Raw genomic sequence first — 24047 nt, forward strand, 5'->3', positions numbered from 1 at the left:
TCAGGTATTGGAATGAAGTCCGTCTCCGAGACTTTCTCAACTGTTTTGATCACATCTGTTTTACTAGCTTTGCTCGGAGTTTTAAGTTTTTACACATTCGTAAGCATGGCGGGGTTTAACACCACTACTGAATATATGTATTACAGGCAGGCTTTCTTGTCAATCGGAAACTCCTTAGTCATTCCAATGATGGGAGGATCCTACGAGATCTCAATTCCCATGTACCAGCAGTCAACAGGTTACGGTAAGGTAGGATCCATCAGCATCTTCTTCAACAATAGCCAGATACCGGCGCACTACTTCGAGTGTACAGGGCTGATCTCAGGAGTAAGAGGATTTTCAAGGCCTAATGCAACCATATACGGAGGAAACCAGCACGTTGTAGCCGATCCCCGGCTCATTCCAAGAGTATTGGAGACTTATAGTCAGGGTGAGACCAGATTATACCTGGATACTTGCAGGCTTCTAGTAGAAAGCGAGGTCACCAGGGGTTTAACCGGTGTAACGTTTATCTACAGGATATCCTACTACAATTTAACCGTTAGGCTTGAGTACAAGGATAGGCCGAGAGGCGTTGTGAGAATGTCAATGACAGGTAGCCCACTCACGTTTTCCGGATACGCGTTAAACATGTCAATAACCTTCACAGACATGATACTGGAGAAGACGTTAACATTAACGCCTAGAAACCTGTCGACCATCCCTCCAGGGACGCCCCTTGTTTACATAATAACCGTGTACAACCTTGAAATAGAGGTGAACTGAATGCCGACTCCTTCATTACTCCACGCTATTGGAACGGGTTTCATAGTAGCCTTATTAGTAGGCCTCTTTATGTATGGATTGTCCATGTCCGAGATAACCATGATCAATAATTACACAGCTATACTGCAATACATATCCGATAAGATAGCAGCAAGCATCAGATCCCTCTACTCCTCGACATACCTGGCCAACTCCAATCAATCCAGCATTAGCTTGAACATACCTGTAGAAATATCAAGTGAAAAAGGCTATAACGTTTATATTGGTCGAGGAGAAGTCCTAGCTTCAGAGTTCCCCAGGCTAAGAGAGAGGGGGGATTATAATCCGCAAGCATTCTACGTGATAGCCTCCACAGCGGATAAAAAAGTCTACAGTATCTCCCTCTTATTTCAGCCAACAGATCTAGTAGCTCCTTTAAGATTTGCTAAAGGCGAGCTCATAGTTGAAAGAGTTACACAAGGTTTTGACCCCGCAGAAGGCTATGTGGAGAGCGGGATCCTGTGGTTCTGCCGCTCCCCGGTATATGTCAAGGAGAGAGCTAACACTACTCTTTCAAACTACTTGGTTAAAATAGAGTTTGATCCTTCAATACTCAACTGCACCTATCAGGAAACAGTTTACACTCCATCCCGGAGTGATGTCCGCTTTGCAGACTCCGACGGGGTTTCAACCCTTAAGTATTGGATAGATAGTTGGGAGCCTAATTACGCGAGGGTCTGGGTTCAAATACCCAGCATTCAACCATTGGAGAATAAGACGATCTACCTGTACTGGGGGAACCCGTATGCGGCTGAGAGAAGCGATCCCGGGATATTCCTGTTCTACGATAGCTTCACACGTTACAACTCCCTGCAAGACTTGCTGTCACGGTCGCCACTGTGGAACGTGAGACCATTGCATTCGTATTCTTACAATTTGCTTCCAAACGGGTTGTTAAACGCCTTGCTTGACATTAAAAATAACGGCTTCGTCATTCTGTACTATAACAGGTTTATAATGCTCGACCAATACCAGGGAGTTTTAGTGGAAGCGCTGGGAAAGCCCTACAGCAGTGCCAACAAGGATGCTGAGTACTTGCTCGGACTGGTCAACGTGGGCGATGCTGCACAAGTATTTAATGAAACACTCAGACCCGTCATCGTGGACCCATCGTTATCTCTAGATAACTACACGGTGATATATGGGACCTGGGACATCTCCTCTATGGGAAACGATACATTTCTAAACGCGACAAGCCTATCCTACACCCCCGGGAAAGGATACTACGCAATAGCCCTGAGGGAAAATCCTCCGTTAATAAGATATCAACCAGGCCAAGAATACTATCAAATCCTGTATAAGGTAAGGATTGATAACACAAGCACTATCAGAGGGGTTTTAATCTCTGAGGATTTAGGACGCACAAGAGGCTTCTACCTAGGATTACAGTTTGATTCTAGCGGGAATGTTCTAAAACTATTGTATAGCAAAAACCCATTACCCGCTCTCACAGATTTTACGGTGTTAAACTCTACCTCGGTGTCCAATATAATCTTTCCCAATTGGGTAATCATTTATGTATCGGTTAAATCGCCTGGAGTTGCGAATTCAGAGTACTCATTTCAGGTGATAAATCCTGATAATGGATCAACAATACTTGAGTACTCGGGAAGGGGCACCCTAGATGTCTACCAGCCTGAGTACGTGGGTCCCTTCGCACACTCGCCAAGCGAAATATTAGGTTCCAGTGAATTATGGTTTGACGATCTCATATCGTGTAGATACAATAACAATACCAATATATATTTTGACGCTAAAAAGTTCTACATCATTGGTCTTTCCCCGGGCTGGGAAATTACCATCGTCGATTACAAGGACGTACTGGTCTACGATAATGAAACCAACACCACTAGGGTTGAGAAGCAAGCAGTTTACGCCCAGAGCTCCACGGTCGATGAATCTGGAATAGCTGTTTTCGACCTCACAACATACCCGATACTAGGCGAGATGTATCCGGTGGAATTTCTCTTCTACTATAACGGGGAGTTAATAGACAGGATCGAGTACCCCAGCCTTGTCTCCGGAGGAATGGTGCTGATGTTTCGACCATATCTTCAACAACCTCTCATAATCGACGGCGGGTTGATATTTACCACGGGCCAACAGGGCGTGGAATATCATATTAAGACACAAGCAATCACTGACACAAATCTAAGAGCTGGCTACAACATAACCAGCATAGGGTACTTTAATCAAAAACTCTACTACTTCATCTTGAACCCGAACTACTATAATACAACCCCCTCCACCTATAACCCGTACAACTTCACATATAAGTTAGCCGCTAATTTCACATTCTTTGTAGGGTTAATGGTGTATGAGTCAACCGGACAGGGCAGTGCCAACTTGACAGGAATATACGAATGGATCCGTGTAAGACCGTTCGTTGACCCGGAGCCTTTGGCCAAGCCCAGTTACTTATCTGAGTCCCTAAGTATTCCGACCCCTCCTCAGGTGAAGATAGTTGAATATGTTGACAGAATAGTGTTTTCCAGCGAGCTCCTGGTCGACTTGTTCATCATTGTGATACCGGACTCCCATTACGCGTTATCAATGGTCGTCAGGGGGAGGAGAGCGTGAAGGAGATCATAGAGTATCTACTTGCCATATTGATAATCCTCTCATTCATCCCTCTTTACAACATGTTGTCCACAACCTACTATGTTCCGAGAATTGCTACAGGGCTTGAGACTATTTCCTACTCGTTTGAAGAAGCTTTGAAGTACGTATTACTCTACGGGTTCAGCATAGGGAATTATACCCAGGGGGTGATAGAGGTTAGTGAAGCCTTAAACTCCACCTTAACAAGTTACTTAAACCCGTTCATGCAAGGAGGCTATGGAGTTTACGCGAAAATCTATACTCCAATACAAGAGATTAATGTGACTCCATACTCAAGTATTGGCGTTGCATCAATCTATAATCTCTCTACAACTATTTTCTTAGTCGACAAGAATGGTAGGAACGCGTTAGTAGTCCCCTTAATCTACGATGGTACAACTCCTGGTGGTTTATACCGGTTTAAAGTGGCACTTTACAACCTAACCGTCAAAGACCCTGGAGTAATAATAGTGGTTCAGGAGTCCAAAAATAACCGTTTCATAGCCACTTGGATCGCGCCTGGAATGCTTACTGGTGACCCAGTAAATATAGACGGGTTGACTGTGATAACGCCCAGGAATAACTTGACCCCTGTTACAGTACCAGGCATTAATAAAACACTCCACAACGCAACGATATACTACTACACGGCGCCCAGTTTCGGCCAGTATCTAACAAGCACTTACAACGTCACAGAATGGATAGAGTTTTCAGCGGGGGGAACCATCTTAAGGAGGCCATACAACATTACCACGATATCCTACTACGGTTCTTCAGTCAATTGGAACACAACACACGTAGCGTATAAAATATTGAGTATGAGAGTTGACGTGAAAAGGGAGTACATTAGAGGGCAGGGCGATTTTATACGAGGAAATTACACATATGTCAATAGCTTAACCACACCATTATACAATTTGCTGCTGGTCTCTCTCTTTGACAACACTAGAAGCGTTTTCATACCCATATATCCTAATGAATGGGTTTTCGGGGAAACACCTCCGCCTCAGGCTACAACAAGATACTCCAACATAAGAATTGGGATGTTTGATTACTTAATAGAGATAAAGGTGTGGAGGAAATGAGGGGGCAGGTTCAAGTAATTTCTGCTTCCATAGCTTTCACCATCATAGCCATAGCAGTGTTGGTATTGTTCACACAGATATATTCTCACACCGGCGTCTCCAGGTCTTACGAGGTAGTATACGACATACCGAACATCCTCAGGCAAAGACCTTACTGGACTGCGAGAGACCTAGCCCACACGATCATAAACACTACAGGTGCTGTCTACTGCTACGTGTCTATTAGAGAAGTTGACTTAGTTAGCAATCAGGTTGTCTCGGAAGACACGTACGAGATATCCCCGTTAACCATTCCCGAAGAGCAGCTCTATATTAGGTCTTTCGTGTACTCGAAAGGAACGATCATGGGTACTATTTTAACATACTCCATAAGGGTTGGTTACAAATGAAGGCTCAGCTCCCAATCATAATAGCCCTAGTCCTTGTGGCATCGCTCACGGTTACAACAATAATCTACACCACGTCAACAATCACATATACTTCCCTCACAGTTCTTGAAACAGGTAGCTCAGGAGAGTGGACATATATTACAGACCAGTTGGACAGCATCCTCCTCAGCGCTCTCTCAGCCGCCTCACAAAACGCGTCGAAAGGTTTCGAAAGCACTTACTGGAATCTCTACAGCGATGTGGTTAAAGAATACGGTAGCTGGACCAGGACATGCACCATCGTTGACGGGTGTCCTGGACCAAGCACCGATAGAAGAAAATGTACCGCGACCCTGTGGACCTTGTACAATTATGATGATTTCAGGTGCATAGGAAAGTGCGACTCAAACTATACTTCACCAGGGTTCAACTGGTCAATGAGCAACTACACGTTCTCGCTACAACAAGCAGCGTATTCATACTTTTTCAGGGCCGCAAGGATTGCTGAGATAACGCTCAATAATTGGAGAGATATGATGGCAAGCTACGGATACGTTATCTACACAAGCTCGATAGGGGGATTCTACAGAATAGAAGTGGCATCTTACGGCAATTTCTCGGAATCCAAGGCTACGCTTAGGCTGAATGCAACACTGGACATATACTCTGCGACAGCTGGATACAGGAGAATGATCAGATATGTTGAAATCGGGTATTCAACAAGATTTTACACTGGCTCCTGGAGCGATGATGGAATATACCTCCCCGTGTACATAAATGCATATGTAGATTTGAACGGGATTAAAGCACACTACATTGTTAACCCGAGTGAAACCTATTTAACCCTTTACAGCGTGATGCTGAAGCGCCTATCATTCCTCAATACTACTCAAGGAAACATAACAATAAGGCCGATTGTAAGCTATTATTACGGGAATGGTACTACGCTTTTGATTTTCAAAATCAATAGTACTGACAGCAACATGTGGAACCAAGAAGCCGTCGTTTGGAGAGAGGTTGTGCTCTCGCACAGAGACTATGACGATACCTTCGCCCCACCATACACTATCACAGATCCCTCTTCCAAGCTTCAACGCGTCACCGTTGCCTTCCTATGGGCTGGACTTCTCACAACCCGAATAGAGGGAGTGAACTTGTACAACGGGGTTAAAATAGTGTTTAAACACTACGCCAATACCGCGTACGGAGACTGGCTTGACAGCGTGCCTTTCAACATTTACGGGGATGAGAGGGCTGTTTTCCCACCAGAGTATGTTAGCTGATTCTCCATCACCTTTGAGTCAGATCGTTTTAAAACCTTTTCAAATCGATTAACCACAGGGGGATTATGGGAATTCTGGCGAATATAGTGAGGCTAGGGAAAGGAAATAATGATTTCGTAAAGGTGATCGTTCCCACAGCCTTCAGGATGACGACGGAGGATGGTATTCTCCTATATCTGAAACTTAAAAACGAGGTTGGCGTTGTAGCGAAAGTGACTGAGGTTGTGAGCAAGGCAGGCCTTAACATTGTTAACATCACAACGCCCAGCATAGTTAAAGGAGAGTATGGAGACTTGTTCCTACTGGTTGAAAACTGTGATAGGGAATGCGGCGAGGAGCTTTCAAAAAGCATGAGAAAAGAGCTCGGCAAAATCGTGAGCGAAGTCAGCGTTTACGATTCCAGGGAGAACTTCCTGTTCATACCAAACTCCGTTGCCGAATTCATGGGTTTGGAGTCATTAATTCTTCCAAAACCTCTTCTGGGGGAAGTGTATAAATTCGTCTACGGTAAACACCCTGATGCTTTAATGCTAGCATTAATTAGAAACATGGGAGTAGCCTTTGGGACAGGACTGTATAACGAGTTTCTAGGTGAGTCGGCTGAACACCTGAGCATTGAACACCAGTATGAAAACGCCCTCAGGTTTTTCGAAGGCGTCTATTCTTCGATGGGTTTTGGCAACGCTAAGGTAACTTATAAGAACGGGGTAGTCTTCAATATTGAAATATATAATAATTTAGAATCTTTAATACTGAGAAACTTGGAGCAAACAAGGGCACTACCCGAATTCACAATAGGGATGATCCAAGGTTATCTATCCAGTTTAACTGGTAGAAGAGTTGAAGTACACGTTCTCGAGACCTTGCCTAGAGGTAGTCAAAGAGATTTGTTTGAAGTAAGGGTATACGAGTATTCTAAGTAACCATTCTCCTCTATCCCACCGTTTTTAAAGTTATCATGTATGATCAGATCAAGGGGTTTGGATCAAATGGTCGGAGAATCTAAAAACATTAAGGAAAAAGTATATGAAGCATTGAAGAATTCTAAGACGCCTTTAAGTCCTAAACAGATTGCTCAAATGACCGGGCTGAACTATAATACTGTGAGAGCGAGACTACACGATCTTAGGAAGGAAAACAGGGCTTCCAGGATGCCGGAGGGCTGGGTTGCAAAATAAAGCTGTCTTGAACTAATTATCTTTTTAAAGGCTACTTCTCAATATCTAACCCCGTATTTTAAGAACGGTGACGCTGTTGAGCCTAATCCACTCGAGCAAGTATTTTCCATTAATGTTTACTTGGAAAATTGTTAGCGACCCCATATATAACTATGTCACTTTCAATAAAGAAGTTGAAGAACCTGTAGTCAACAGTATCCTGCTTCAAAGGCTCCGATACATCCTCCAGCTGCAAACCGCGCACTTAGTATACCCTGGTGCAATGCACTCAAGGTTTCAACACAGCTTAGGAGTCATGCATTTAAGCGGTATTGTAGCCCAAGATTATACGGATAAGATCATAGCCCTTTACGGGGAGTCAGCTCTGGAGGGATTTCCGGCTAGAAGCCTGGTTGAGGCCACCAGGCTTGCAGGATTGCTTCACGACGTAGGGCACGCAGCGTTTGGCCATGCGTTTGAGGAAATGGTTTTATGGAGAAGTGGAAAAATCCCGCCCGAGCTAAGTAATCATGAGAGGATCGGGGTTAGACTAATAGAACAGCTCCTAGAAGATACCTTATTGAAGCTTGAAAAAATCCATGACTTCCCCCACCTCACGGAAATCTTGCTAGAGCTTCTGCGGGAGAGAGAACCGGGTAGCAAAATACTGAATGTTTACCGCTGGATAATAAAGGATAGCCTTTACCCAACTGATATCGTTGATTTTCTCAAAAGGGACAGCTATTACACGGGGGCAAGCGAGTATGGCTACATCCATCATGAGAGACTATACATAAACACCTACCCTCTTGAAGCGAGGGACAATTATATCCTTGTATTAGATCGAACCGCTTGGGGTGAATTCCGGGAGTACATGGTTGCCAAGGCCGGTATGTACGAGCATGTTTACTATCATAGCGTTAACAGGGCTTTCGACCGTGTTCTAAACGATATCCTCGCGAAAATGGAGTCCACGTACAACCTGTCTGAGAGAGTCACAATGATTTCAACCGGAAACCCGTACCCATACCTTGAGCTAACAGACGTGTTCATGTACAAGTTAATGATGGATCATGCTTTATACGCTAACGACGATATAGGGAGGCTTTGCAGAACCATAATGATTGATAGAAAACCCCCGTATAGACGCGTGGGCCGAGAGTATATTTTGTATGCTTCAAAAGGCTTGACCTACCTGAAAGAACTGTTAAAGTTAATGTTTGATCAAATGTATAGGCAGCGAGTCCAGAACCTCATCCTTGAGGAAGTAGTATCCGCGGTGAAAGACAAGAACATTGGCTACGAGGACGTGTGGATTGATATCTTGGATATCTCGCCCGTGTCCAAGAGCGTGCTAATACCCGACGGCTCCGGCAAAAGACCCTATATCAGGCTCTACCTTGGGAAGAAATCGGGTAGAGAAATCACTCTAGACAGGGAAGTTGACTTGCTGGAAGAGGGGCTACCCTTGATGGTTATTTTCCGAGCGTACATCGCAAGGGAAAAATATGATGTGGAGCTGGAGCCCATTATTTCTAAAGCATTAGAATCATCAATAGAGTCTACTCTGGGTTTGACAAGGAGGGAATACGATGAAGCATTAAAGACCTTGTTTCAACATATGGATTCAATAGAGCATAAGAGCATGACTATGTAACGGTGATGCTACTTGGAAATGGTCTTCATAACCCTTACGTTTCTTCCCGAGGAATACCGTGTTAAACTGGAGTTCTACGGGGAAAACGGCAGGCTTGTCAAAACCGTGGAGTATGACGGGGTGAAACAAATCGTTTTCAAAGATGTTGAAGTTAGAGTTAACAGGCAGCTTTCCCAGACCCCTCTAGTGATGATCGCAACTGCGCCTAGTTTAGATGTCTCGCTTGTTGAAAACTCGGTGCTGAACGTGAGAGGTAAGTAGAAATGAGCGTCAACATCATAGGAGATTTCTTGATAGAGAACTCGCGAAGCCGTAGTAGTAAGCATGTTTCCTCTAGCATTCTACTAATTTATAAGAAAAGCAAGGGCCTCGTGAGACCTTCAGGAGATGTAGTCGCCGAGGAAAAACAAGGTGTGCCAACCTATGTTAAAGGGCATGCAAAACTTATCAAAATAAGACTAGAACACGGTGATTTCGCAATATACGGATGGTTCGTGAAAAACTACTTAAACAGGGTGAAAGGGTACGTGAATGTTTTTAATCACAAAGGAGTGCTCGTCTACAAGGCGAGATATAATAGTGGAGTGTTAACCAGGGTTGCGGGAGACCCCGTCTACGCGTGGCTGGTTAGAATATTCGCTGAAGCTATTAAATTGAATGTTACGAGAACAAGGTTAGGTGATGAGAAATGAGTGAAGCATTAAAGATTGCTGAGAGAGTGCTCAAAGCCTTCAAGTATTATCGTTGCTTTGTCTTCGAGAAACACGAATTACCATTGGTGAAGGATTTCGTTGTGAAATCGGAGCTTACGGGGCTTGTTACCATAAAGAAGGCTGACCCTAAATACGAGGACATCTACATTCTAACAGCCTCCCTTAAAGGATTCGAGCAGGATTGTATTTCAAAGGTTGATGAGCTTTTGTCGCGAGGGCAAATTCCTCTAGACCAGTACAAGAAAATGCGCAGTGAATTAGTGGAACAGTGTATCACAAGCATGGAGCATGAAAGAATTAAGGAGATTGTTGAGAAGATTGAAAAATATTATCAAAAACTAGGTAGGACTCAATAGATTATTGTCGTTAAAAACAATCCTGCTGAAGCTGCCACAGATAACAGGTAAAGTATAGGATTCCACCTAAATACTTTTGACCCGTCCAGCGGAGGAATTGGGAGCAGGTTGAAAAGCGCTATCCATGCATTTATATATACTAAATAGTAAACATGACTCGAATAATAACTCGGCAAGCTCGGGTACAAGTTAATCAACATGAATCCTAACATGGCTAGAACTATGTTCGTCACAGGCCCTGCTAACGAAGTTACACCTTCTATCCTCCTGAGCTCTAAGTAATCGTATGTCCTAGGCATTATCACTGTAACACCTGGCATGATGAACTTTATAGGCACGAACGGTAGTGAGCTGGCAAGAGTTATCAACAACCCTATAGGGTGTAAAACATACCTGCTGTAGCAATTCATTACTCTAGCTACTTGCCTGTGGGCTATCTCGTGGCTGATCACAGATAACACGGCTATTGAAAACACTAAAGAGAAAGAAACAATGTTTAAACGATACAGCTGGCTGGATGCAAACACAAACCCTATCGCTAGTGAGGCTATGGCGAGCGATAAAAACTCGTCATAATCCATCTAGTCCACCTTGGTTAAGCAAGAATTTATTATAACCATCTTAAACTTAACTTCTAAAGGGGTACTTATGAAAAGATGCCTGATGATCGCAAGGTTTCAGCCATTCCACTATGGTCATTTGAAAGCAGTAAAATACTGCTACGAGAAGTTCGACGAGGTCATTGTGATGGTAGGGATGGCTAGTCAAAGCCACACTCCCGAAAACCCTTTCACGTGCGGTGAGAGATTGGTTATGATACGCGAGTCGCTTAAATGGGCTGGACTAGACTTGTCGAGGATTATAACAGTCACTCTGCCAACGATGGAGGTTAACCGGGCTGCTGTTCACAACGTGAAGCTCTACAGTCCCCCCTTCACGCATGTAATCACTTTAAACCCTATTATCCAGCAGTTGTTCAGGGAGGAAGGATATGATGTTATAATACCTCCTCTTGAGGATAGAACCATTTATAGCGGCTCCTATATAAGGCATTTAATGGTCAATGGAAACCCTGACTGGAAGAAACTGGTTCCACCCCCAGTAGCCGATTTTATAGAGGAGATAAAAGGCGTGGAAAGAATAATCATGCTGCACAAGGAGAGGCTACCCGGATACTACGCGACAGCTTGATGAACAAGGTGGTATGATTTAAATGGAGAATTTAAGGTTTGCCTGCTCATCCTGCGGACTATGCTGCACTCTATCACCCGTTTCCCTACTCCCCCATGAGGATATTGCTTTACGCTTTCTGGCAAACACATACAATCTTAAGTATAGAAGCTCCCCAGGGTACAAAATGTACGATGAAATCAGCGGCTTCAACCTAGCATTCAGCTACGTCATGGAGCTGGTGGATGGTAAATGCACCTTCCTAAAAAACAATCTCTGCCTAATACATGATGTTGCGAAGCCATTAATATGTAGAAGCTACCCTTTCGTCCCCAAGCAGGTCAAGTATTACGTTGACAATGTTAACCGACACGTTTACGCTGTGGTTGAACACGGCTTGAGCATGAAATGCCCTGTTGTGAGCAGGGATATGAGAAGGTTAGAGTTTGTTGAAAACCCCTATAGGCTTGCTTACTATTACACGCCTAAAGAGTTTATGGCATCACTTGAAATGGAGAGAGCGAGAAACGTTTATTTCGAGCTTCTATCAGCTCTTTGGAAGAAGAGAATTGTAGAACTAGCCGAGGAGAAACATGGCGCGCCCGTTATCAACCTGTATCAGTTCCTTAGAACTTATTTCCCCGAGATGCCTAACTTATTAAATATTCAACCCCTTAGAGATAAAAAGTGAGGATGAGAAATGGGGAGAGAAGCTGAGGAGTTTTCATTAATGCTGGAATTGTTAAGACTGCTCTCGGAAAATGAAAAGGTAACTCCAACCATTGTTGAGAAAGAGCTGGGTTTGACGAGAGAAGAATATGAAGGTTTAATCTCAGTTCTCAGGAAATACTTCATGCTTAAGGAGGAAAAAGACTCCGTTATATTCTACAGAGGCGATAATCTCAGAGCAATACAGCCATGGGGGTGGAACTATGTTTATAGGGTTATTGCCGGTTCAACAATGAGCATGGCTAAGAAATATCCTCCATGGAGTATCACTGTAGCTGAATACCAGGTTTACGGCAAGGGCCGTCACGGTAAAACATGGATTGGGAGCCTCGGAGGCTTATGGGTTACTTATAAAATGCGGGTACAGGCTCATTTAGCACAGTTTCTCCCGATAGCGGTTCCCGTTCTTCTCTCAAGGATTTTAAGAGACCAGTTTAAGATTAATGCATTGATCAAGTGGCCTAATGACATAGTGATGAACGATAAGAAACTCGCAGGGATCTTGGTGGAGGCAGAGACCTCCGGCTCCGATATTATAGGATACATTGGATTAGGCATTAACATTAACAATGACCCTCCATTAGAGACTGCCATAACCCTAAAGGAGATTGCAGGAACCCTAGTGCCTAGGAACCGGTTATTCAGCAAGTTGACGGGGTGGATATCCAGGATGGAGAAGCTTGTTGAGAAGCCAGAGCTTCTAAGACTTGAATACCTTGAAAAGCTGTCAACCCTTGGTAGGAGAGTCAAAGTTGTAACGAAAGATGCTGAGATTGTTGGAAACGCCTCGTCGATATCGGAATTAGGCGAGTTAATCGTTGAAACAGGATCAGGAAGCGTTAAAATCTCATCGTTAGAGGCTTTAAAAATTATTCATTTAGATTGAGACTACTCTCCTGCAACCCTGACTTTTTCAACCCATAATCCAGGTGTTGCAACACCCTCCGATGTGAAGACTTCCCTTCCAATACCTCTTAACCTGCTTCCAAGCCACTCGTAAACATTTCCTGTTATTAACACACCTTTAACAGGACCTTTAACCTCCCCGTTCTCTACAAGTAGTGCATGGGTTGCTGTCGCTTTAACGTTACCGTTGTAGGGATTGCTCATCCACTGGCCAATAGTCTCGTAAACTATTAGACCCTTCTTTAATTCTTGTTGTAAATCCTCCAACCTGCTTTCACCTGGCTGAACATGGAAGTTTGTAGGATAAGGTGTTGTTGGAGAAGACGGGTTTCTCCTGAAACCGTTGCCTAAGGTCTCAAGCTTCATCCGCGCCGAGGTGTAGTAGTTGTGCAAGATTTCTTTTAACACGCCTTTCCTGACCAAAACCTTGGCGCTGGTGGGCATGCCCTCATCGTCAAAACCTCTGCTACCGATTTCAAACGGCATGCCAGGGTTGTCCAGGATGTTTACCTTTTCATCAAGCACCATGGATTCTAACTTATCCTTAAGAGGGCTCCTGCCTTCCAGAATGTTTAATGCTGAGAACGCAGGGATAAGAGCGGATGCTAGTATGCCTGCGAACGTCTCCGGTGTTAGTATTAAATCATATTCACCGGTCTCAATCTTCTCAGCACCCGCGAACATTAATGATAATCTGGCTGTATTCATTCCGAGGTATTCTAGCTCTGCAAAATCAAACCTCCTGTTCACAATCCAGAAGGACTTGTCAGACTCTCCTCTCCCAGCAACGGTTTTCAAAACCATAAAGATGCCGGAAACAGTACACTCGTCTTCTGTGTGAACACCTTCAGAATTTGCGACAGTTATTTTCTGAGCCCCTAGTCTAACCATTCCTTCAACGACGGATGCTCTCTCAGCTCCGTTTCTAACCGCCTCATCCTTCATTATCTCCATTAACTCTTTGATCGCCTTCATTACTTCAGCATAGTCTGCATGGACTATTCTCTCATCCCTGCATGCAATGTTCATAAATCCTTTACGCGGCGGCGGGAAACCAACCCAGTTTGGATCCTCTATGCTTGTTTTAATCAGTGAGGAAAGCTTCTCGAACGCTACTTCAGCATTTAGATTTTCATCGTTAATGCTTACGCCTGCCACTTTCTTACCTACATATCCCCTAACGCCCATTGAAAATGTTTTAGAGGCTGATGCTTCTTTCACCTTATCATTGGAGATTGTAAGGGCGAGTGAATCTGTTTCAACCTTGTATATCTCTACGCCCTCAAGTCCTTTAGTCCTACCCATTTTCAGGAGAAACTCAACATCCATTTCTAACCACCTAGCACGAAACCTCTAACCCTCACATGAGGACCCCCGTCCCCGACTCTAACCATTTGACCACTCTTACCGCACCCGCCGAAAACGCTTGTTTTCACGACAAGGTCTTTTCCAACCGCGTCAACTCTCTTCAAAGTATCTAAGATGATGCCTGAAAGCATCACCCCTTTCACCAGCTTAACAGGCTCGCCGTTTTCTACGAGATAGCTTGGACCGCTTGTGAATGTGAAGGAGCCTGTTAAAGGATTGACCTCGCCTCCGAGAGCTCCTTTTCCTTTCACGTACAAACCCTTCCTCATATCCTTGATCATTTCTTCAACGCTCCAATCCCGTGGCAACATGTAAGTGTTCGTCTGCCTTACAAGAATCGAGTGATTGTAGGACATGACCCTAGCATTGCCTGTGAGAAGGCCTCTTAACGATTTCGCTGTTGAGCGGCTGTGTAAAAACGATTTTAAAACCCCGTTTTCAACCGTGAAAACCTTGGTTTTCGGAGTGCCTTCATCATCGTAGGGTACGTAAACACCTCCTTGAACCCGCCCGTCATCAACTATAGTTACCAGTTCACTTGCTACTTGCTCACCAATCCTCCCCGCTAAGACGCTTCCCCCTGCCTCCACAATGTCGCCTTCAGTAGCATGACCGAAGGCTTCGTGAAGCATTAAGCCAACCATCTCGTTGTCGAGAATAATATCGTATCTTCCAGGGGTGACTCGCGGAGCGGTTAGCGATTCTATCAAGAGCTTCGCGTTTGCTGAAGCATATTCCTCTAAATCAATAGTCTTGAAGAACTCCCAACCCCCCACAGTGGACTCGGATACTGAAAGGGATTCGTAATTATTGTTTGAATGCGCAACCAACCTGCATCCAACACCAATCATTCTTCGCGTAGAATCGATGAAGTCTCCGTTGCTTGAAACATAGACTCGCCTATCCTTTTCAAAAGCGTATGGAATCGTTATACTAGAGAGCTCTTTAAACTCCTTCAACTTCTTATGCATTGTGTTGAGAATTTCGATTTTCTCAGCATAGTCGATATCAAACGGGTCTATTCCGTAATGACTTATAATTTTGTCTTTAAACGTGCCTCGAGACTCCATTGAAACAGTGCCACTATAAGGACTACTACTTTTTGCTATCTTCAAGGCTTTCTCTACCGTGAGTTTAAGATTCTCGTTAGACATGATGTTCGTGAAGGAGTAGCCAACTCTGTCTCCAATTAACACGCGCACACCTATTCCTCGGGAAAAGGATACCCCGGCATCCCTTACAACTCCATTATCCAGGACTATGGTTTCATACAAGTGCTCCTGGTATCTTAAGTCAACGAATTCGGCCCCTAGTTTGATTCCATGGGTAATTACGGAGTCAAAATCTAATTCCATAGGTCTCAACTTTGTTTAAATATTCATTTACGAAATAAATAGGTTGCGTTATAGTATTAATTGAAGGTTTTTAAGGCTTGGTTGAAAAACCCATTATATGGTGCTGAAGGTCCCGAACACTGCGGAGATCTTCTCGATGAAGAAGCGGTGGCTGCCTGAGTTATTTATCTAAGCGGCAATAACATTAGAAAAGAGAAAAATACGAGAATGATGTCTGGAGTATATTCCTCCTTCACCAAGAGTATGGGAGTCTTCATCTCCGAGCTCAGCCTGTGATACGAATACTCCTCTAAAAACCTCCCTACCTCAACTAATCCAGCTACTACCACAGGGATTCTAGCCGTCGTTTTCTCGTTTTTCAAAGCACCAATCATTAAAGACTCCACGAACCATTTCATGCCGTAGGGGACAAGTCTCCATATGAGAAGAGGGATATGAACCGCTTGTTTCTTAAAACCGATTTTCCTCAGAATATTCGTAAGAGACACAGGGCTTATAATCACCACTATGAAAATAATAGTAGTTGATAAGGTTATAGTTCGAGCTACTACCAAGAGTATTTCGAGAATGCTTAAGCTACTCCACCCTAAAAAATTGCTCAGCAACGTGGAACCACCCATGTAAGCTCCTACAAGACTCGTTAAAACCAGAGTCGACAACGCCCATTCCATCCCGGGATAGTAAAGACCAAGGAGAAGTGTTAAAACACCCGTAATGATGACTCCATGTGGATGGCGTAGCATCAATGTCAGAACACACAGGATAAAAATTAGTTTCGAGAAAGGTTCAGCGCGTCTAAAACCCTCCTCGCTATGCAAGAAGAAGACGTTGTAAATTATGGATACGAGCGCGCCAACCACGCTCACTTCCCGCCCACCTCAACCGTCTCGTCCAGGATTTTGAAAACCCTCTCATCATGTGTTGAGACGATTATTGTTAAACCAGACTCAGCCAGCTCTATTAGGTGCTCTAAAACCAGGTGAGAACTAACATCATCAAGCCCTGCCGTGGGCTCGTCCAACAAGTAGGTTTGATAGTTTGATAAAAACGCTGAAGCCAGCGCTACCCTCCTTCTCTCACCTGAGCTGAGCCTTGCAAGAGGACGGTGCAATATGTTTTTAAGATTGAAGCGTTCAGCTATATCGAGCAGTTTAGATTCATTGCCCCCGCTTGCATAGAGGAGTTCCTCCCAGGGCGTTGGCTTGGTGAAGTAGATGAGCGGGTTTTCCGGGATGTATATGCGTTTCCCTTTCCCAACTACCCTGCCCTTACTTGGCTTTAACACCCCGGCCATTATCTTGAGCAGTGTTGATTTACCCGACCCGTTGGGTCCTGTAAGCCCTGTTATAATTCTCTCCTTAATGCTTAGCGAGAAATCCTTGAACAAATAGTCTCCTCCTGGATATTTAAACCATATGTTTTCAAGCCTGATCGCAAACTCATTACTGCTTCTTATACCGCGTTCAGGCAGCGGAGGGTGAGAGAAGAAATCATTTCTCCAGTGCCCGGAATATACTGGTTGCCCGTTATGCAGGTAAATGATTTTAGATGCCAGATCCCTCCAGAATAAGGGATTATGGTCAACAACCACCACAGTCTTCCCGTCTTTAAGAGCTGTTTCAACAACACTGTGCAACATTTCCCTAGCATACTTATCAATGTAGACAAGTGGCTCATCTAGAATAAACACCGAGGAACTCCTTGCTAAGGACTCAGCCCATATTAATCTTTGAGTCTCTCCAGCGCTTAACCCGTATGTTGGATTCTTCAGCTTCCTTCCAAGCCCGAGCTTCATCAGATCGAAAAACTCACAAGTATATCCTGCTACCGCTAACGAATGGCAGTATTCTGTTTCCACAGAGTAGCCTACTAGAGCAAACCATGGTTCCTGCGGGATGTATGCTACATCGGAGTAAAATTCATCAGGAGAGATCTCATCGATGGGAGTATTCCTTATCAATACCTTACCCTTGAAATATCCTCCGACCAGCCCAATAGTACCTGTTAAAACCCTTACGAGCGTGGTTTTCCCACTTCCTGATTCTCCAGCAATCACCAAAAGCTCTCCCGGGTAGAGCTCGAACTCTATGTTTCTAATAGTGAAGCCTCCGGGATATCCTGCCTCGCTTACTTCAACGTCTATAACCGGTTGCATAGCATGATACCGTTTAACCTTTAGCAATAGAATTGAATAGTTAATACAATGATTTTATTCTTTTTCAAAAAAACCAGCTTTCCTCAGCCAGGAAGCAACCGGTATTGAAACAGCAATCCCCACTAATGCTTGACCAACATTCACAGGGATCTCAAATACAGCGTTCACCGGGGGTCTACCGGTCAACGGGTTTGATACGAAGTACTCGTAAAGGAAGTAGCCTGTAACCATTAACACGCCTCCTATTAGCAGAGCTATTGTTTCAGAGAAGTTAACAATATTCTTAGATAAGCCGTAAGTGGCGAGCCCGCCGATCACGAATGCTATTAGTATCCACGCCCACACAGGTATGTTTAAAATAGGTGCTTCAAGAGTGATTCCAGCCCATTCCCCTGGACCCACGTAAACTTCTCCAGAGTAGAAGAATATTCCGAATAGGAGCAACCCAACTGTTAGAGAACCCCCTGCAAGCATAGAGTAGTAGGCTTTATAGACCTTCCCAAACCGCTTCACAAGATACCCTGCAACATAGCCTTCAATGAATTTTATCACTAATGTGCCGGGGGCGAACAATCCATACCCGGTGGAGATGTCTGCTAAGGCCGCGCCGACACCTCCAGCAAATGCGGCAACAATTGGTTCTGTTAAAAGAGCTGCGAGATATATCATTGATTCTCCAAGGTTGAAATACCCTCCCGTTACCGGTTGATATATTTGAAGCACTACTGTAGCGGAATACACTAGAACAGTGAATACAACAATATTGATGATTCTCCTTGTTCCAAGTGCTTTAGCAGACATGCTATCACCATTTAATAGAAAAATAATATTTGAAATATTAAGTTTATCCTTTAAGTAAAACTTTCAATATGTCTTGCAAAATACTTTTTCACGCCCGCGTCAAGCTTGGCTTCAACATACCCCATTTCCACAAGGTCTCGGAGATGCTGATAAACCGCTTGGGGCGTCACATCTATTCCAAGATGCTTCCATACCTCATACCCTGTGAGACCTGGCTTGTTAGATATTAGCTCAAGAATCATCTTCTTAGTGATGCCTGGGAACGGGGTGGAAAACCTTTTTCGATTAGGCCTTGTGTAAAGAAGTGGTGCTTTCAAGCCGTGGCCCGTTAGCAAAATAACGGAGTCCTCAACTTCTCCGTATTTAAAGAATCCTGCCAAGCTTACCGCTGACGAGGGCTCCACGAAAAGCCCTTCCTTTTTAGACAGCAACTTTGCCGCTTTAACCGCTCCGCTAGAGTCGATAACGACTACATCTCCATAGTCCTCGATAATTTTTAAAACAGCCTCTTTTATGTAAGGCTGACTGTATCCTAGCCCTGTTAAAACAGGTTCCCTGCATTTCTCAACTCTCTCCTTCAAAACCTGTGAGTACTTTGGGCTTCCACAATGCTCTATTCCGATGAGCCTCGGTATTCTATCAGCCACGCCTGCGTCAACTAATTCTTTAAAACCCTTGTATAGTGCCAGTAACGTGACCCCGCTACCAAGAGGTAGGAATACTTTCTCAGGAACACGCTTAAGATCGAGGAATATCTCATAAGCTATTGTTTTCAACCCCTCGATTGAGAGAGGATTGTGCAGCGTTGACGCATTATATGTCTTACCGCTAGCTGTTTTTCTGGAAACCGTCTCAAGCAAGGACTCAATGGATTGATCGCTGAGAATCAGCTTTGCCCCGTATGCACGTATTAGAAGAGCCTTCGCATCCTCCATTGACGAAGGACCATATACTGTTACTTTCAAACCAACCCTTGCAGCGTAGGCGGCAATACTTGCCCCCATGTTTCCATCGCTGGCAAGGATGAGCTTTTTCACACCGGTGTCTAAAGCGTCAGCAATTATTAACGGTGCTACCCTATCCCTGAAGCTCCCAGTGGGATTGCGCCCCTCGTCCTTGAAATAAACGTTCATACCCTTGAAAAGCCTGCTAGACTCAAGTAAAGGAGTGTTAGCCTCACCCATTGTAATAGTGTTTTCGAAGCGTGGAAGCATATTGGCAAATCTCCATATTCCTTTCAAGTCCTCCCTGATGGAGAAATGCCACTCGAACACCGAGGTCAGCAAGCTGTTGCAGTATGGACATGTAATTCTTTTAATATCCCAGAAAACTTCTCCACAGCTTGAGCACTTAAACTGCAAGCATAAACCCCTTTTAATCTATCATGTCGAAACTAATTATCTTGACCAGTATTACTATTTTAAGTAGCCAAAACACTGTCCACTCATGCTCTAATATAGTTATATAAGTGAACATTAATTGTGAACCCTAGGCGTGTTCAAAAATGGATGATAAACAATGGGTTGTTAAACAACCGGTTTTGAAGACTATGCTGAAGCTTGGACTCCCCATAGGGGTTACGCAAGCTCTACAAGTCGTTTACAATTTAACAGACATGTACTGGCTCGGCAGGCTGGGAAGAGAAGCATTAGCAGCTGTGAACGCGACTTGGCCCGTGTTATTCTTAATTATAGCTGGATTAGCCGGTCTCTTCCAGGCAGGGCTTGCACTGGTTTCACAGTACTGGGGTGCTGGAGACTATAGGAGATCATTGAATGCTGGAGGGCAACTATTGTTTGTTGCCGTGACTACAGGAATACCGCTTGGAATCCTCTCATACATGGCGATCCCATTCTTCCTGGAGCTCATTGGAATCCCAGCAGAGGTTAGGGAGGGCGCTGTCATCTATGGAAGAATCTTTGCATTAGGCTTCCCAATATTCGGATTGATGGACTCCATCCTCTCAATATACTCGGCGGCAGGCGATACTTTAACAATCATGAAAATCCGTTTGATAGGAGTGTCAATCAACATCGTCTTAGACCCTATAATGATATTCGGCCTCTTCGGCTTCCCCGCTCTCGGCATAGCCGGTGCCGCCATAGCAACACTGCTAAGCGACCTGGTGTCGGGAATGATCTCGCTAGCTCTACTCTCAAGCCGCGGGGTTAAAGGTGAAAGACTCAAAAAGGATGACCTAAAGCTTGACTTCTCCCTGATCAAGAAGTTCTTCAAGATAGGGTTGCCGATTTCAATCTCATCCCTAAGCGATGCTGCAGGGTTCACCGTGCTAACGGGAATAATAAGCCTTATGGGGTCCAGCGCGCTGGCCGCTTGGGGTGTTGGGGACAGGCCCTTTAGCCTACTCGAAATCCTGGTGGGGAGCATTCTAGCCGCCCTATCCACGATTATTGGGCAAAACCTAGGGGCTGAGAACTTTGGGAAAGCTAAGGAAGCAGCCTATAAGGCAATCCTGCTAGCTACGGGAATAACCTCTGTAGGAGTTTTCACGCTGATTGCTTTGAGATACGAGGTGGCACGCTTATTCATTCCATCAGACCCCGAGGTTATACAGCACGCATCCGATTTCATCCTTCTCATGGGACCCTCAATAGTGTTCTTCACGATGCTCAGGGCGGCATACAGTGTGGCACAGGGATCTGGCCATACGAAACCGGTCATGTACATAACTATTCTTCGACTCTGGTTTCTAAGGAATATTCTAGCCTACCTTTTCGGTCCGGGTCCTTTAAGCCTGGGGGTAAAGGGCTTGTGGGCCGGGATGGCGATCAGCAATGTCATAACAGGGTTAATCGCTCTTGCATGGATTGTTCACGGTAAATGGTTAAAACCCGTTATCAAAGATTAATTTAAACAAGCAGTAACGTCTAGCTGAAGGAGGATCCCTGTTGAAAACCATTATTGTCGAGCATTTAAAGAAGAGCTACAGGGTTAGAGAGGGCTTTAGGAAAACTAAGTTTATCGAAGCGATCAAAGATGTGAGTTTCAACGTGAGTAAGGGCGAAATCCATGCTCTTCTAGGTCCTAATGGGGCTGGGAAAACTACCACCATTAAGATTCTGTCAACCCTTCTCCTACCGGATAGCGGGTTAGTGAGCATAAAAGGATTTGATGTTGTTAAGGAAGCTGAAAAAGTAAGGAGGATAATAGGTCTTGCAATAGATGTTTCAAAAGGATTCTACTCATCTCTCTCCGGCTTCGAAAACCTTGTTTTCTACGGCCTGTTGAAAGGGCTTTCGCTATCTGATTCTCGTAGAAGAGCCCGGGAGGTTTTGGAGCTAGTAGGACTCGAAGAGTTAAAGGCTTCAGACTCGCCCTACTTCACATACAGCCTTGGCATGCGGGCTAGGCTTGCCATCGCCAAGGCTCTTTTAAACGATCCCGAAGTGCTTCTACTAGATGAGCCCACGCTAGGCTTGGATGTTGAGAGTAGCAGGCATGTTAGGGAAATGCTTGTTAAACTAGCTAGGGATGGGAGGACGATACTTGTAACCGGGCACAACATGCATGAAATAGAAATAGTATCGGACACTGTAACGATCATTAATAAGGGAGAAGTGGTAGCATCGGGAACCCCTAGTGAGTTGAAAAGCAGGGTTGGCCTAGTCTTTAAGCTCAAAGTTCAGACGACGTTGGATTCGGAGCCATTGTTTAAGAAGATTGTAGCAGATAGCCTGGATGTCAAAAGAGTTGCTTCAAAAGTGAACAGCAATGGACGGGTTGAAGTCAACGCGATAATATCCTCGAATAGAGAAGACATTGTGGAGGTTTTATTTAAGGCTTCGAAAGAACATGGTGTTAAAATATTGGATCTCCAGCTCATAGAGCCCTCGCTTGAGGATGCCTACTTAGCTATTCTCGGTGTTCTAGATGAGTATTAAAGGTGTTTTAACAGCCCTGGTCTACAGGGAGGTTGCTTGGCTGAAAAGATTCATAGGAGATTATGTTACGATGTGGCTACTTCCTTCCATATACGGGGTAGGCATAGTTTTCCTACCAACCCTCATTGGCGATGTAGACTTCGTGCTACAGAGATTCAGCAGTCTCTTCAACCATGTGATGACGCTTACAGACGCGCTCGTATTTAGTTTAAGCCTGTCAGCAATACTAACAGTTGTGGCTGTTACCGTGGGCGATGTTGTGCAGACTTTGTACGCAGAGTTCAAGGTTTATGGCTCGTTCACTATTATTCTGGAATCAACCAGCATTCCAGTATACGTGTTAGCTACCTCAGTTATTAGACCGTTAATCATGACGTTCCTTTCAACTCTCTATCTAGTTCCGGCTCTTTCAATACTTTTAGGCTCAACAGGCTTAAGCCTGTATTTACAACTCCTCGCAGCGTTAACACTTTCATCTCTCGTCCTGGGAGTCTTATCGGGTATTATAGGAGTTTTAATCGTGTTCTACACAAACGTGAAGCGGCCCTGGAGTGTTTCCAATACTATTGTTCCCATACTGCTATCAGGCGCCGGGGTTTACATCCCGTTGCAACTAGTCCCGCTTGTCCTGAGAGCCATTGCATCAGCCACACCTATACCGTACACTGTTGAGTTAATACAGCTCGTGGTTTTGAAGGGGTTTCCACCTGAGGTTTACACCCCTCTCACGGTAATTTCCATGCTCTTCACGGCATACTACCTCGTAGCAGTCAGCATCAATAAGACTGTTGATACCAGGGTGAGAAGAGGTTGAAGATGTTGACAAGATATCTTAGACTTCTATATGTGGGTGGAGTTCTAGCCAGGCTCCACCTTACGAGCTACATATCATGGATAATTAATGGTGTTTTCTGGTCGATCATACTGATAATCCCGGCCTCTTATCTTTCACCTGACCCAGTGATTACTTTGAAGCTCTTAGTCCCCGGGATCGTTGGGATGAGCCTTGCCTCAACCGGGTTGTGGACTGGGACAGAGTTTCTACGCTGGATGGTTCATGATGGTTTAACAGACATGTTCAGGGAGAATGGGCTAGGGGTTTACCACTATATTGTATGTACATTGCCCGTAGACCTTCTGCTAGCAGGCATGGCTTCTCTAGCATTGCTGGGATTAGTGTCGAGCGGGTTTTACAGTATTGACCCTGCGTGGTGGTTAGAGGGGAATCCCTTGCTAATAGCGCTAGGACTATCCACATTAATGGTTGTCGAATTGTTTTATGGAGCTCTAGCCGGCTACCTTTACACTAAGACCAGGCTAAGCGGTTCATGGACAGGGCTCCTCCAAATAGTTGTAACAGTTGGAACAATCATTCCTGCATCAACATATCCTCTCCCTTACATTGCCTTCCTAAACCCTGCCAGCTTATCCGCTGAGCTTTTAAGAGCTTCTTACGGGGTTTCAGGTTTTGAACCAGCATTTCTAGTATTATTGACCGGAATCCTCACACCCACTTACTTGTATATTAGCTGGGTATTATCCAAGAAGTCTGATGAGCTGATCGCAAGACACGGCTTAGAATATAGGATTTAGATAGCGCTCAAGCTTTTATTCGCCTTCAGGGGTTAAGATTCTAC

General features: G+C 44.5%; 25 protein-coding genes. 18 read left to right on the forward strand and 7 right to left on the reverse strand.

Going from position 1 to position 24047, the window contains the following annotated elements; genetic code table 11:
- Positions 1 to 12: 12 nt before the first annotated feature.
- The 11 genes from IMZ38_RS05710 to IMZ38_RS05760 all read left to right on the forward strand — a co-directional run bounded on the left by IMZ38_RS05710 (position 13) and on the right by IMZ38_RS05760 (position 10024).
- The gene (locus tag IMZ38_RS05710; RefSeq protein ID WP_193435933.1) at positions 13 to 765 is read left to right on the forward strand and encodes a hypothetical protein; all 753 of its coding nucleotides are present in this window, start codon (positions 13 to 15) and stop codon (positions 763 to 765) included.
- Positions 766 to 3384, forward strand: a complete 2619-nt coding sequence (locus tag IMZ38_RS05715) for a DUF2341 domain-containing protein (RefSeq protein ID WP_193435934.1) — start codon at positions 766 to 768, stop codon at positions 3382 to 3384.
- Positions 3381 to 4490 carry a hypothetical protein gene (locus IMZ38_RS05720; protein WP_193435935.1) on the forward strand — a complete coding sequence of 370 codons (1110 nt, stop codon included), beginning with the start codon at positions 3381 to 3383 and terminating at the stop codon, positions 4488 to 4490. Before IMZ38_RS05715 ends, IMZ38_RS05720 begins: the two co-directional genes overlap by 4 nt.
- Positions 4487 to 4879, forward strand: coding sequence for a hypothetical protein (locus IMZ38_RS05725; RefSeq protein WP_193435936.1), 393 nt, complete (start codon positions 4487 to 4489; stop codon positions 4877 to 4879). The genes IMZ38_RS05720 and IMZ38_RS05725 overlap by 4 nt, the downstream gene beginning before the upstream one ends.
- Positions 4876 to 6141, forward strand: coding sequence for a hypothetical protein (locus IMZ38_RS05730; RefSeq protein ID WP_193435937.1), 1266 nt, complete (start codon positions 4876 to 4878; stop codon positions 6139 to 6141). Before IMZ38_RS05725 ends, IMZ38_RS05730 begins: the two co-directional genes overlap by 4 nt.
- A gap of 65 nt (positions 6142 to 6206) precedes the next feature.
- Complete coding sequence (locus IMZ38_RS05735) at positions 6207 to 7064, forward strand: ACT domain-containing protein (protein WP_193435938.1); 858 nt, start codon at positions 6207 to 6209, stop codon at positions 7062 to 7064.
- Between the two features lie 66 nt (positions 7065 to 7130).
- The gene (locus IMZ38_RS05740; protein WP_193436940.1) at positions 7131 to 7319 is read left to right on the forward strand and encodes a helix-turn-helix domain-containing protein; all 189 of its coding nucleotides are present in this window, start codon (positions 7131 to 7133) and stop codon (positions 7317 to 7319) included.
- 67 nt (positions 7320 to 7386) lie between these two features.
- A complete protein-coding gene (locus IMZ38_RS05745; protein ID WP_227410838.1) occupies positions 7387 to 8955 on the forward strand; it encodes an HD domain-containing protein in 1569 nt (522 codons plus the stop codon).
- Between the two features lie 12 nt (positions 8956 to 8967).
- On the forward strand, positions 8968 to 9216 hold the full coding sequence (locus tag IMZ38_RS05750; RefSeq protein WP_193435939.1) for a hypothetical protein: 249 nt from the start codon (positions 8968 to 8970) through the stop codon (positions 9214 to 9216).
- Positions 9217 to 9218: 2 nt separating this feature from the next.
- Entirely contained in the window at positions 9219 to 9647 is a 429-nt protein-coding gene (locus tag IMZ38_RS05755) for a hypothetical protein (RefSeq protein WP_193435940.1), read from the forward strand.
- Positions 9644 to 10024 (forward strand): hypothetical protein, encoded by a 381-nt coding sequence (locus IMZ38_RS05760; RefSeq protein WP_193435941.1) that lies wholly within the window; start codon positions 9644 to 9646, stop codon positions 10022 to 10024. Before IMZ38_RS05755 ends, IMZ38_RS05760 begins: the two co-directional genes overlap by 4 nt.
- Here IMZ38_RS05760 and IMZ38_RS05765 read toward each other — a convergent pair.
- Positions 10018 to 10605, reverse strand: a complete 588-nt coding sequence (locus tag IMZ38_RS05765) for a site-2 protease family protein (protein ID WP_193435942.1) — start codon at positions 10603 to 10605, stop codon at positions 10018 to 10020. The genes IMZ38_RS05760 and IMZ38_RS05765 overlap by 7 nt on opposite strands.
- Before the next feature lie 67 nt (positions 10606 to 10672).
- Here IMZ38_RS05765 and IMZ38_RS05770 point away from each other — a divergent pair, with 67 nt between their 5' ends.
- Genes IMZ38_RS05770 through IMZ38_RS05780 form a run of 3 tightly spaced genes read left to right on the forward strand, consistent with a single transcriptional unit; the run spans position 10673 to position 12809 of the window.
- The gene (locus IMZ38_RS05770) at positions 10673 to 11215 is read left to right on the forward strand and encodes a nicotinamide-nucleotide adenylyltransferase (RefSeq protein WP_227410839.1); all 543 of its coding nucleotides are present in this window, start codon (positions 10673 to 10675) and stop codon (positions 11213 to 11215) included.
- Positions 11216 to 11237: 22 nt separating this feature from the next.
- Positions 11238 to 11885, forward strand: a complete 648-nt coding sequence (locus tag IMZ38_RS05775; RefSeq protein ID WP_193435943.1) for a YkgJ family cysteine cluster protein — start codon at positions 11238 to 11240, stop codon at positions 11883 to 11885.
- A gap of 9 nt (positions 11886 to 11894) precedes the next feature.
- Entirely contained in the window at positions 11895 to 12809 is a 915-nt protein-coding gene (locus IMZ38_RS05780; RefSeq protein WP_193435944.1) for a biotin--[acetyl-CoA-carboxylase] ligase, read from the forward strand.
- 2 nt (positions 12810 to 12811) lie between these two features.
- Here the strand turns inward: IMZ38_RS05780 and IMZ38_RS05785 are convergent, their stop codons facing one another.
- The 6 genes from IMZ38_RS05785 to IMZ38_RS05810 all read right to left on the reverse strand — a co-directional run bounded on the left by IMZ38_RS05785 (position 12812) and on the right by IMZ38_RS05810 (position 19869).
- On the reverse strand, positions 12812 to 14158 hold the full coding sequence (locus IMZ38_RS05785; protein ID WP_193435945.1) for a TldD/PmbA family protein: 1347 nt from the start codon (positions 14156 to 14158) through the stop codon (positions 12812 to 12814).
- A gap of 2 nt (positions 14159 to 14160) precedes the next feature.
- Complete coding sequence (locus IMZ38_RS05790; protein WP_193435946.1) at positions 14161 to 15552, reverse strand: TldD/PmbA family protein; 1392 nt, start codon at positions 15550 to 15552, stop codon at positions 14161 to 14163.
- A 164-nt stretch (positions 15553 to 15716) separates the two neighbouring features.
- Positions 15717 to 16418, reverse strand: coding sequence for a hypothetical protein (locus IMZ38_RS05795; protein ID WP_193435947.1), 702 nt, complete (start codon positions 16416 to 16418; stop codon positions 15717 to 15719).
- Complete coding sequence (locus IMZ38_RS05800; RefSeq protein WP_227410840.1) at positions 16415 to 17734, reverse strand: ATP-binding cassette domain-containing protein; 1320 nt, start codon at positions 17732 to 17734, stop codon at positions 16415 to 16417. The genes IMZ38_RS05795 and IMZ38_RS05800 overlap by 4 nt, the downstream gene beginning before the upstream one ends.
- 27 nt (positions 17735 to 17761) lie before the next feature.
- Positions 17762 to 18508, reverse strand: a complete 747-nt coding sequence (locus IMZ38_RS05805; protein WP_193435948.1) for an ECF transporter S component — start codon at positions 18506 to 18508, stop codon at positions 17762 to 17764.
- 50 nt (positions 18509 to 18558) lie between these two features.
- On the reverse strand, positions 18559 to 19869 hold the full coding sequence (locus IMZ38_RS05810; RefSeq protein ID WP_193435949.1) for a pyridoxal-phosphate dependent enzyme: 1311 nt from the start codon (positions 19867 to 19869) through the stop codon (positions 18559 to 18561).
- A gap of 143 nt (positions 19870 to 20012) precedes the next feature.
- Here IMZ38_RS05810 and IMZ38_RS05815 point away from each other — a divergent pair, with 143 nt between their 5' ends.
- From IMZ38_RS05815 to IMZ38_RS05830, 4 genes are read left to right on the forward strand one after another with little or no spacing between them, the layout of a single operon-like run.
- Positions 20013 to 21377: an MATE family efflux transporter gene (locus IMZ38_RS05815; RefSeq protein ID WP_193435950.1), complete on the forward strand. Its 1365-nt coding sequence runs from the start codon at positions 20013 to 20015 to the stop codon at positions 21375 to 21377.
- Positions 21378 to 21417: 40 nt separating this feature from the next.
- Positions 21418 to 22410: an ABC transporter ATP-binding protein gene (locus tag IMZ38_RS05820; protein WP_227410841.1), complete on the forward strand. Its 993-nt coding sequence runs from the start codon at positions 21418 to 21420 to the stop codon at positions 22408 to 22410.
- A complete protein-coding gene (locus IMZ38_RS05825) occupies positions 22400 to 23224 on the forward strand; it encodes a hypothetical protein (protein WP_193435951.1) in 825 nt (274 codons plus the stop codon). The genes IMZ38_RS05820 and IMZ38_RS05825 overlap by 11 nt, the downstream gene beginning before the upstream one ends.
- Positions 23221 to 24003 (forward strand): hypothetical protein, encoded by a 783-nt coding sequence (locus IMZ38_RS05830; RefSeq protein WP_193435952.1) that lies wholly within the window; start codon positions 23221 to 23223, stop codon positions 24001 to 24003. The genes IMZ38_RS05825 and IMZ38_RS05830 overlap by 4 nt, the downstream gene beginning before the upstream one ends.
- Positions 24004 to 24047 lie beyond the last annotated feature (44 nt).

It is taken from the genome of Thermosphaera aggregans (genome assembly GCF_014962245.1).
Taxonomy (GTDB): Archaea; Thermoproteota; Thermoprotei_A; order Sulfolobales; family Desulfurococcaceae; genus Thermosphaera; species Thermosphaera chiliense.

Bases quoted from the DNA above. Each gene is read 5' to 3' on its own strand.
- IMZ38_RS05725 (WP_193435936.1), top strand. From the start codon at position 4,487: ATGAGGGGGCAGGTTCAAGTAATTTCTGCTTCCATAGCTTTCACCATC.
- IMZ38_RS05805 (WP_193435948.1), bottom strand. From the start codon at position 18,508: ATGTCTGCTAAAGCACTTGGAACAAGGAGAATCATCAATATTGTTGTA.
- IMZ38_RS05710 (WP_193435933.1), top strand. From the start codon at position 13: ATGAAGTCCGTCTCCGAGACTTTCTCAACTGTTTTGATCACATCTGTT.
- IMZ38_RS05770 (WP_227410839.1), top strand. From the start codon at position 10,673: ATGAAAAGATGCCTGATGATCGCAAGGTTTCAGCCATTCCACTATGGT.
- IMZ38_RS05790 (WP_193435946.1), bottom strand. From the start codon at position 15,552: ATGGAATTAGATTTTGACTCCGTAATTACCCATGGAATCAAACTAGGG.
- IMZ38_RS05760 (WP_193435941.1), top strand. From the start codon at position 9,644: ATGAGTGAAGCATTAAAGATTGCTGAGAGAGTGCTCAAAGCCTTCAAG.
- IMZ38_RS05780 (WP_193435944.1), top strand. From the start codon at position 11,895: ATGGGGAGAGAAGCTGAGGAGTTTTCATTAATGCTGGAATTGTTAAGA.
- IMZ38_RS05735 (WP_193435938.1), top strand. From the start codon at position 6,207: ATGGGAATTCTGGCGAATATAGTGAGGCTAGGGAAAGGAAATAATGAT.
- IMZ38_RS05825 (WP_193435951.1), top strand. From the start codon at position 22,400: ATGAGTATTAAAGGTGTTTTAACAGCCCTGGTCTACAGGGAGGTTGCT.
- IMZ38_RS05815 (WP_193435950.1), top strand. From the start codon at position 20,013: ATGGATGATAAACAATGGGTTGTTAAACAACCGGTTTTGAAGACTATG.
- IMZ38_RS05785 (WP_193435945.1), bottom strand. From the start codon at position 14,158: ATGGATGTTGAGTTTCTCCTGAAAATGGGTAGGACTAAAGGACTTGAG.
- IMZ38_RS05755 (WP_193435940.1), top strand. From the start codon at position 9,219: ATGAGCGTCAACATCATAGGAGATTTCTTGATAGAGAACTCGCGAAGC.
- IMZ38_RS05765 (WP_193435942.1), bottom strand. From the start codon at position 10,605: ATGGATTATGACGAGTTTTTATCGCTCGCCATAGCCTCACTAGCGATA.
- IMZ38_RS05740 (WP_193436940.1), top strand. From the start codon at position 7,131: ATGGTCGGAGAATCTAAAAACATTAAGGAAAAAGTATATGAAGCATTG.
- IMZ38_RS05715 (WP_193435934.1), top strand. From the start codon at position 766: ATGCCGACTCCTTCATTACTCCACGCTATTGGAACGGGTTTCATAGTA.
- IMZ38_RS05730 (WP_193435937.1), top strand. From the start codon at position 4,876: ATGAAGGCTCAGCTCCCAATCATAATAGCCCTAGTCCTTGTGGCATCG.
- IMZ38_RS05775 (WP_193435943.1), top strand. From the start codon at position 11,238: ATGGAGAATTTAAGGTTTGCCTGCTCATCCTGCGGACTATGCTGCACT.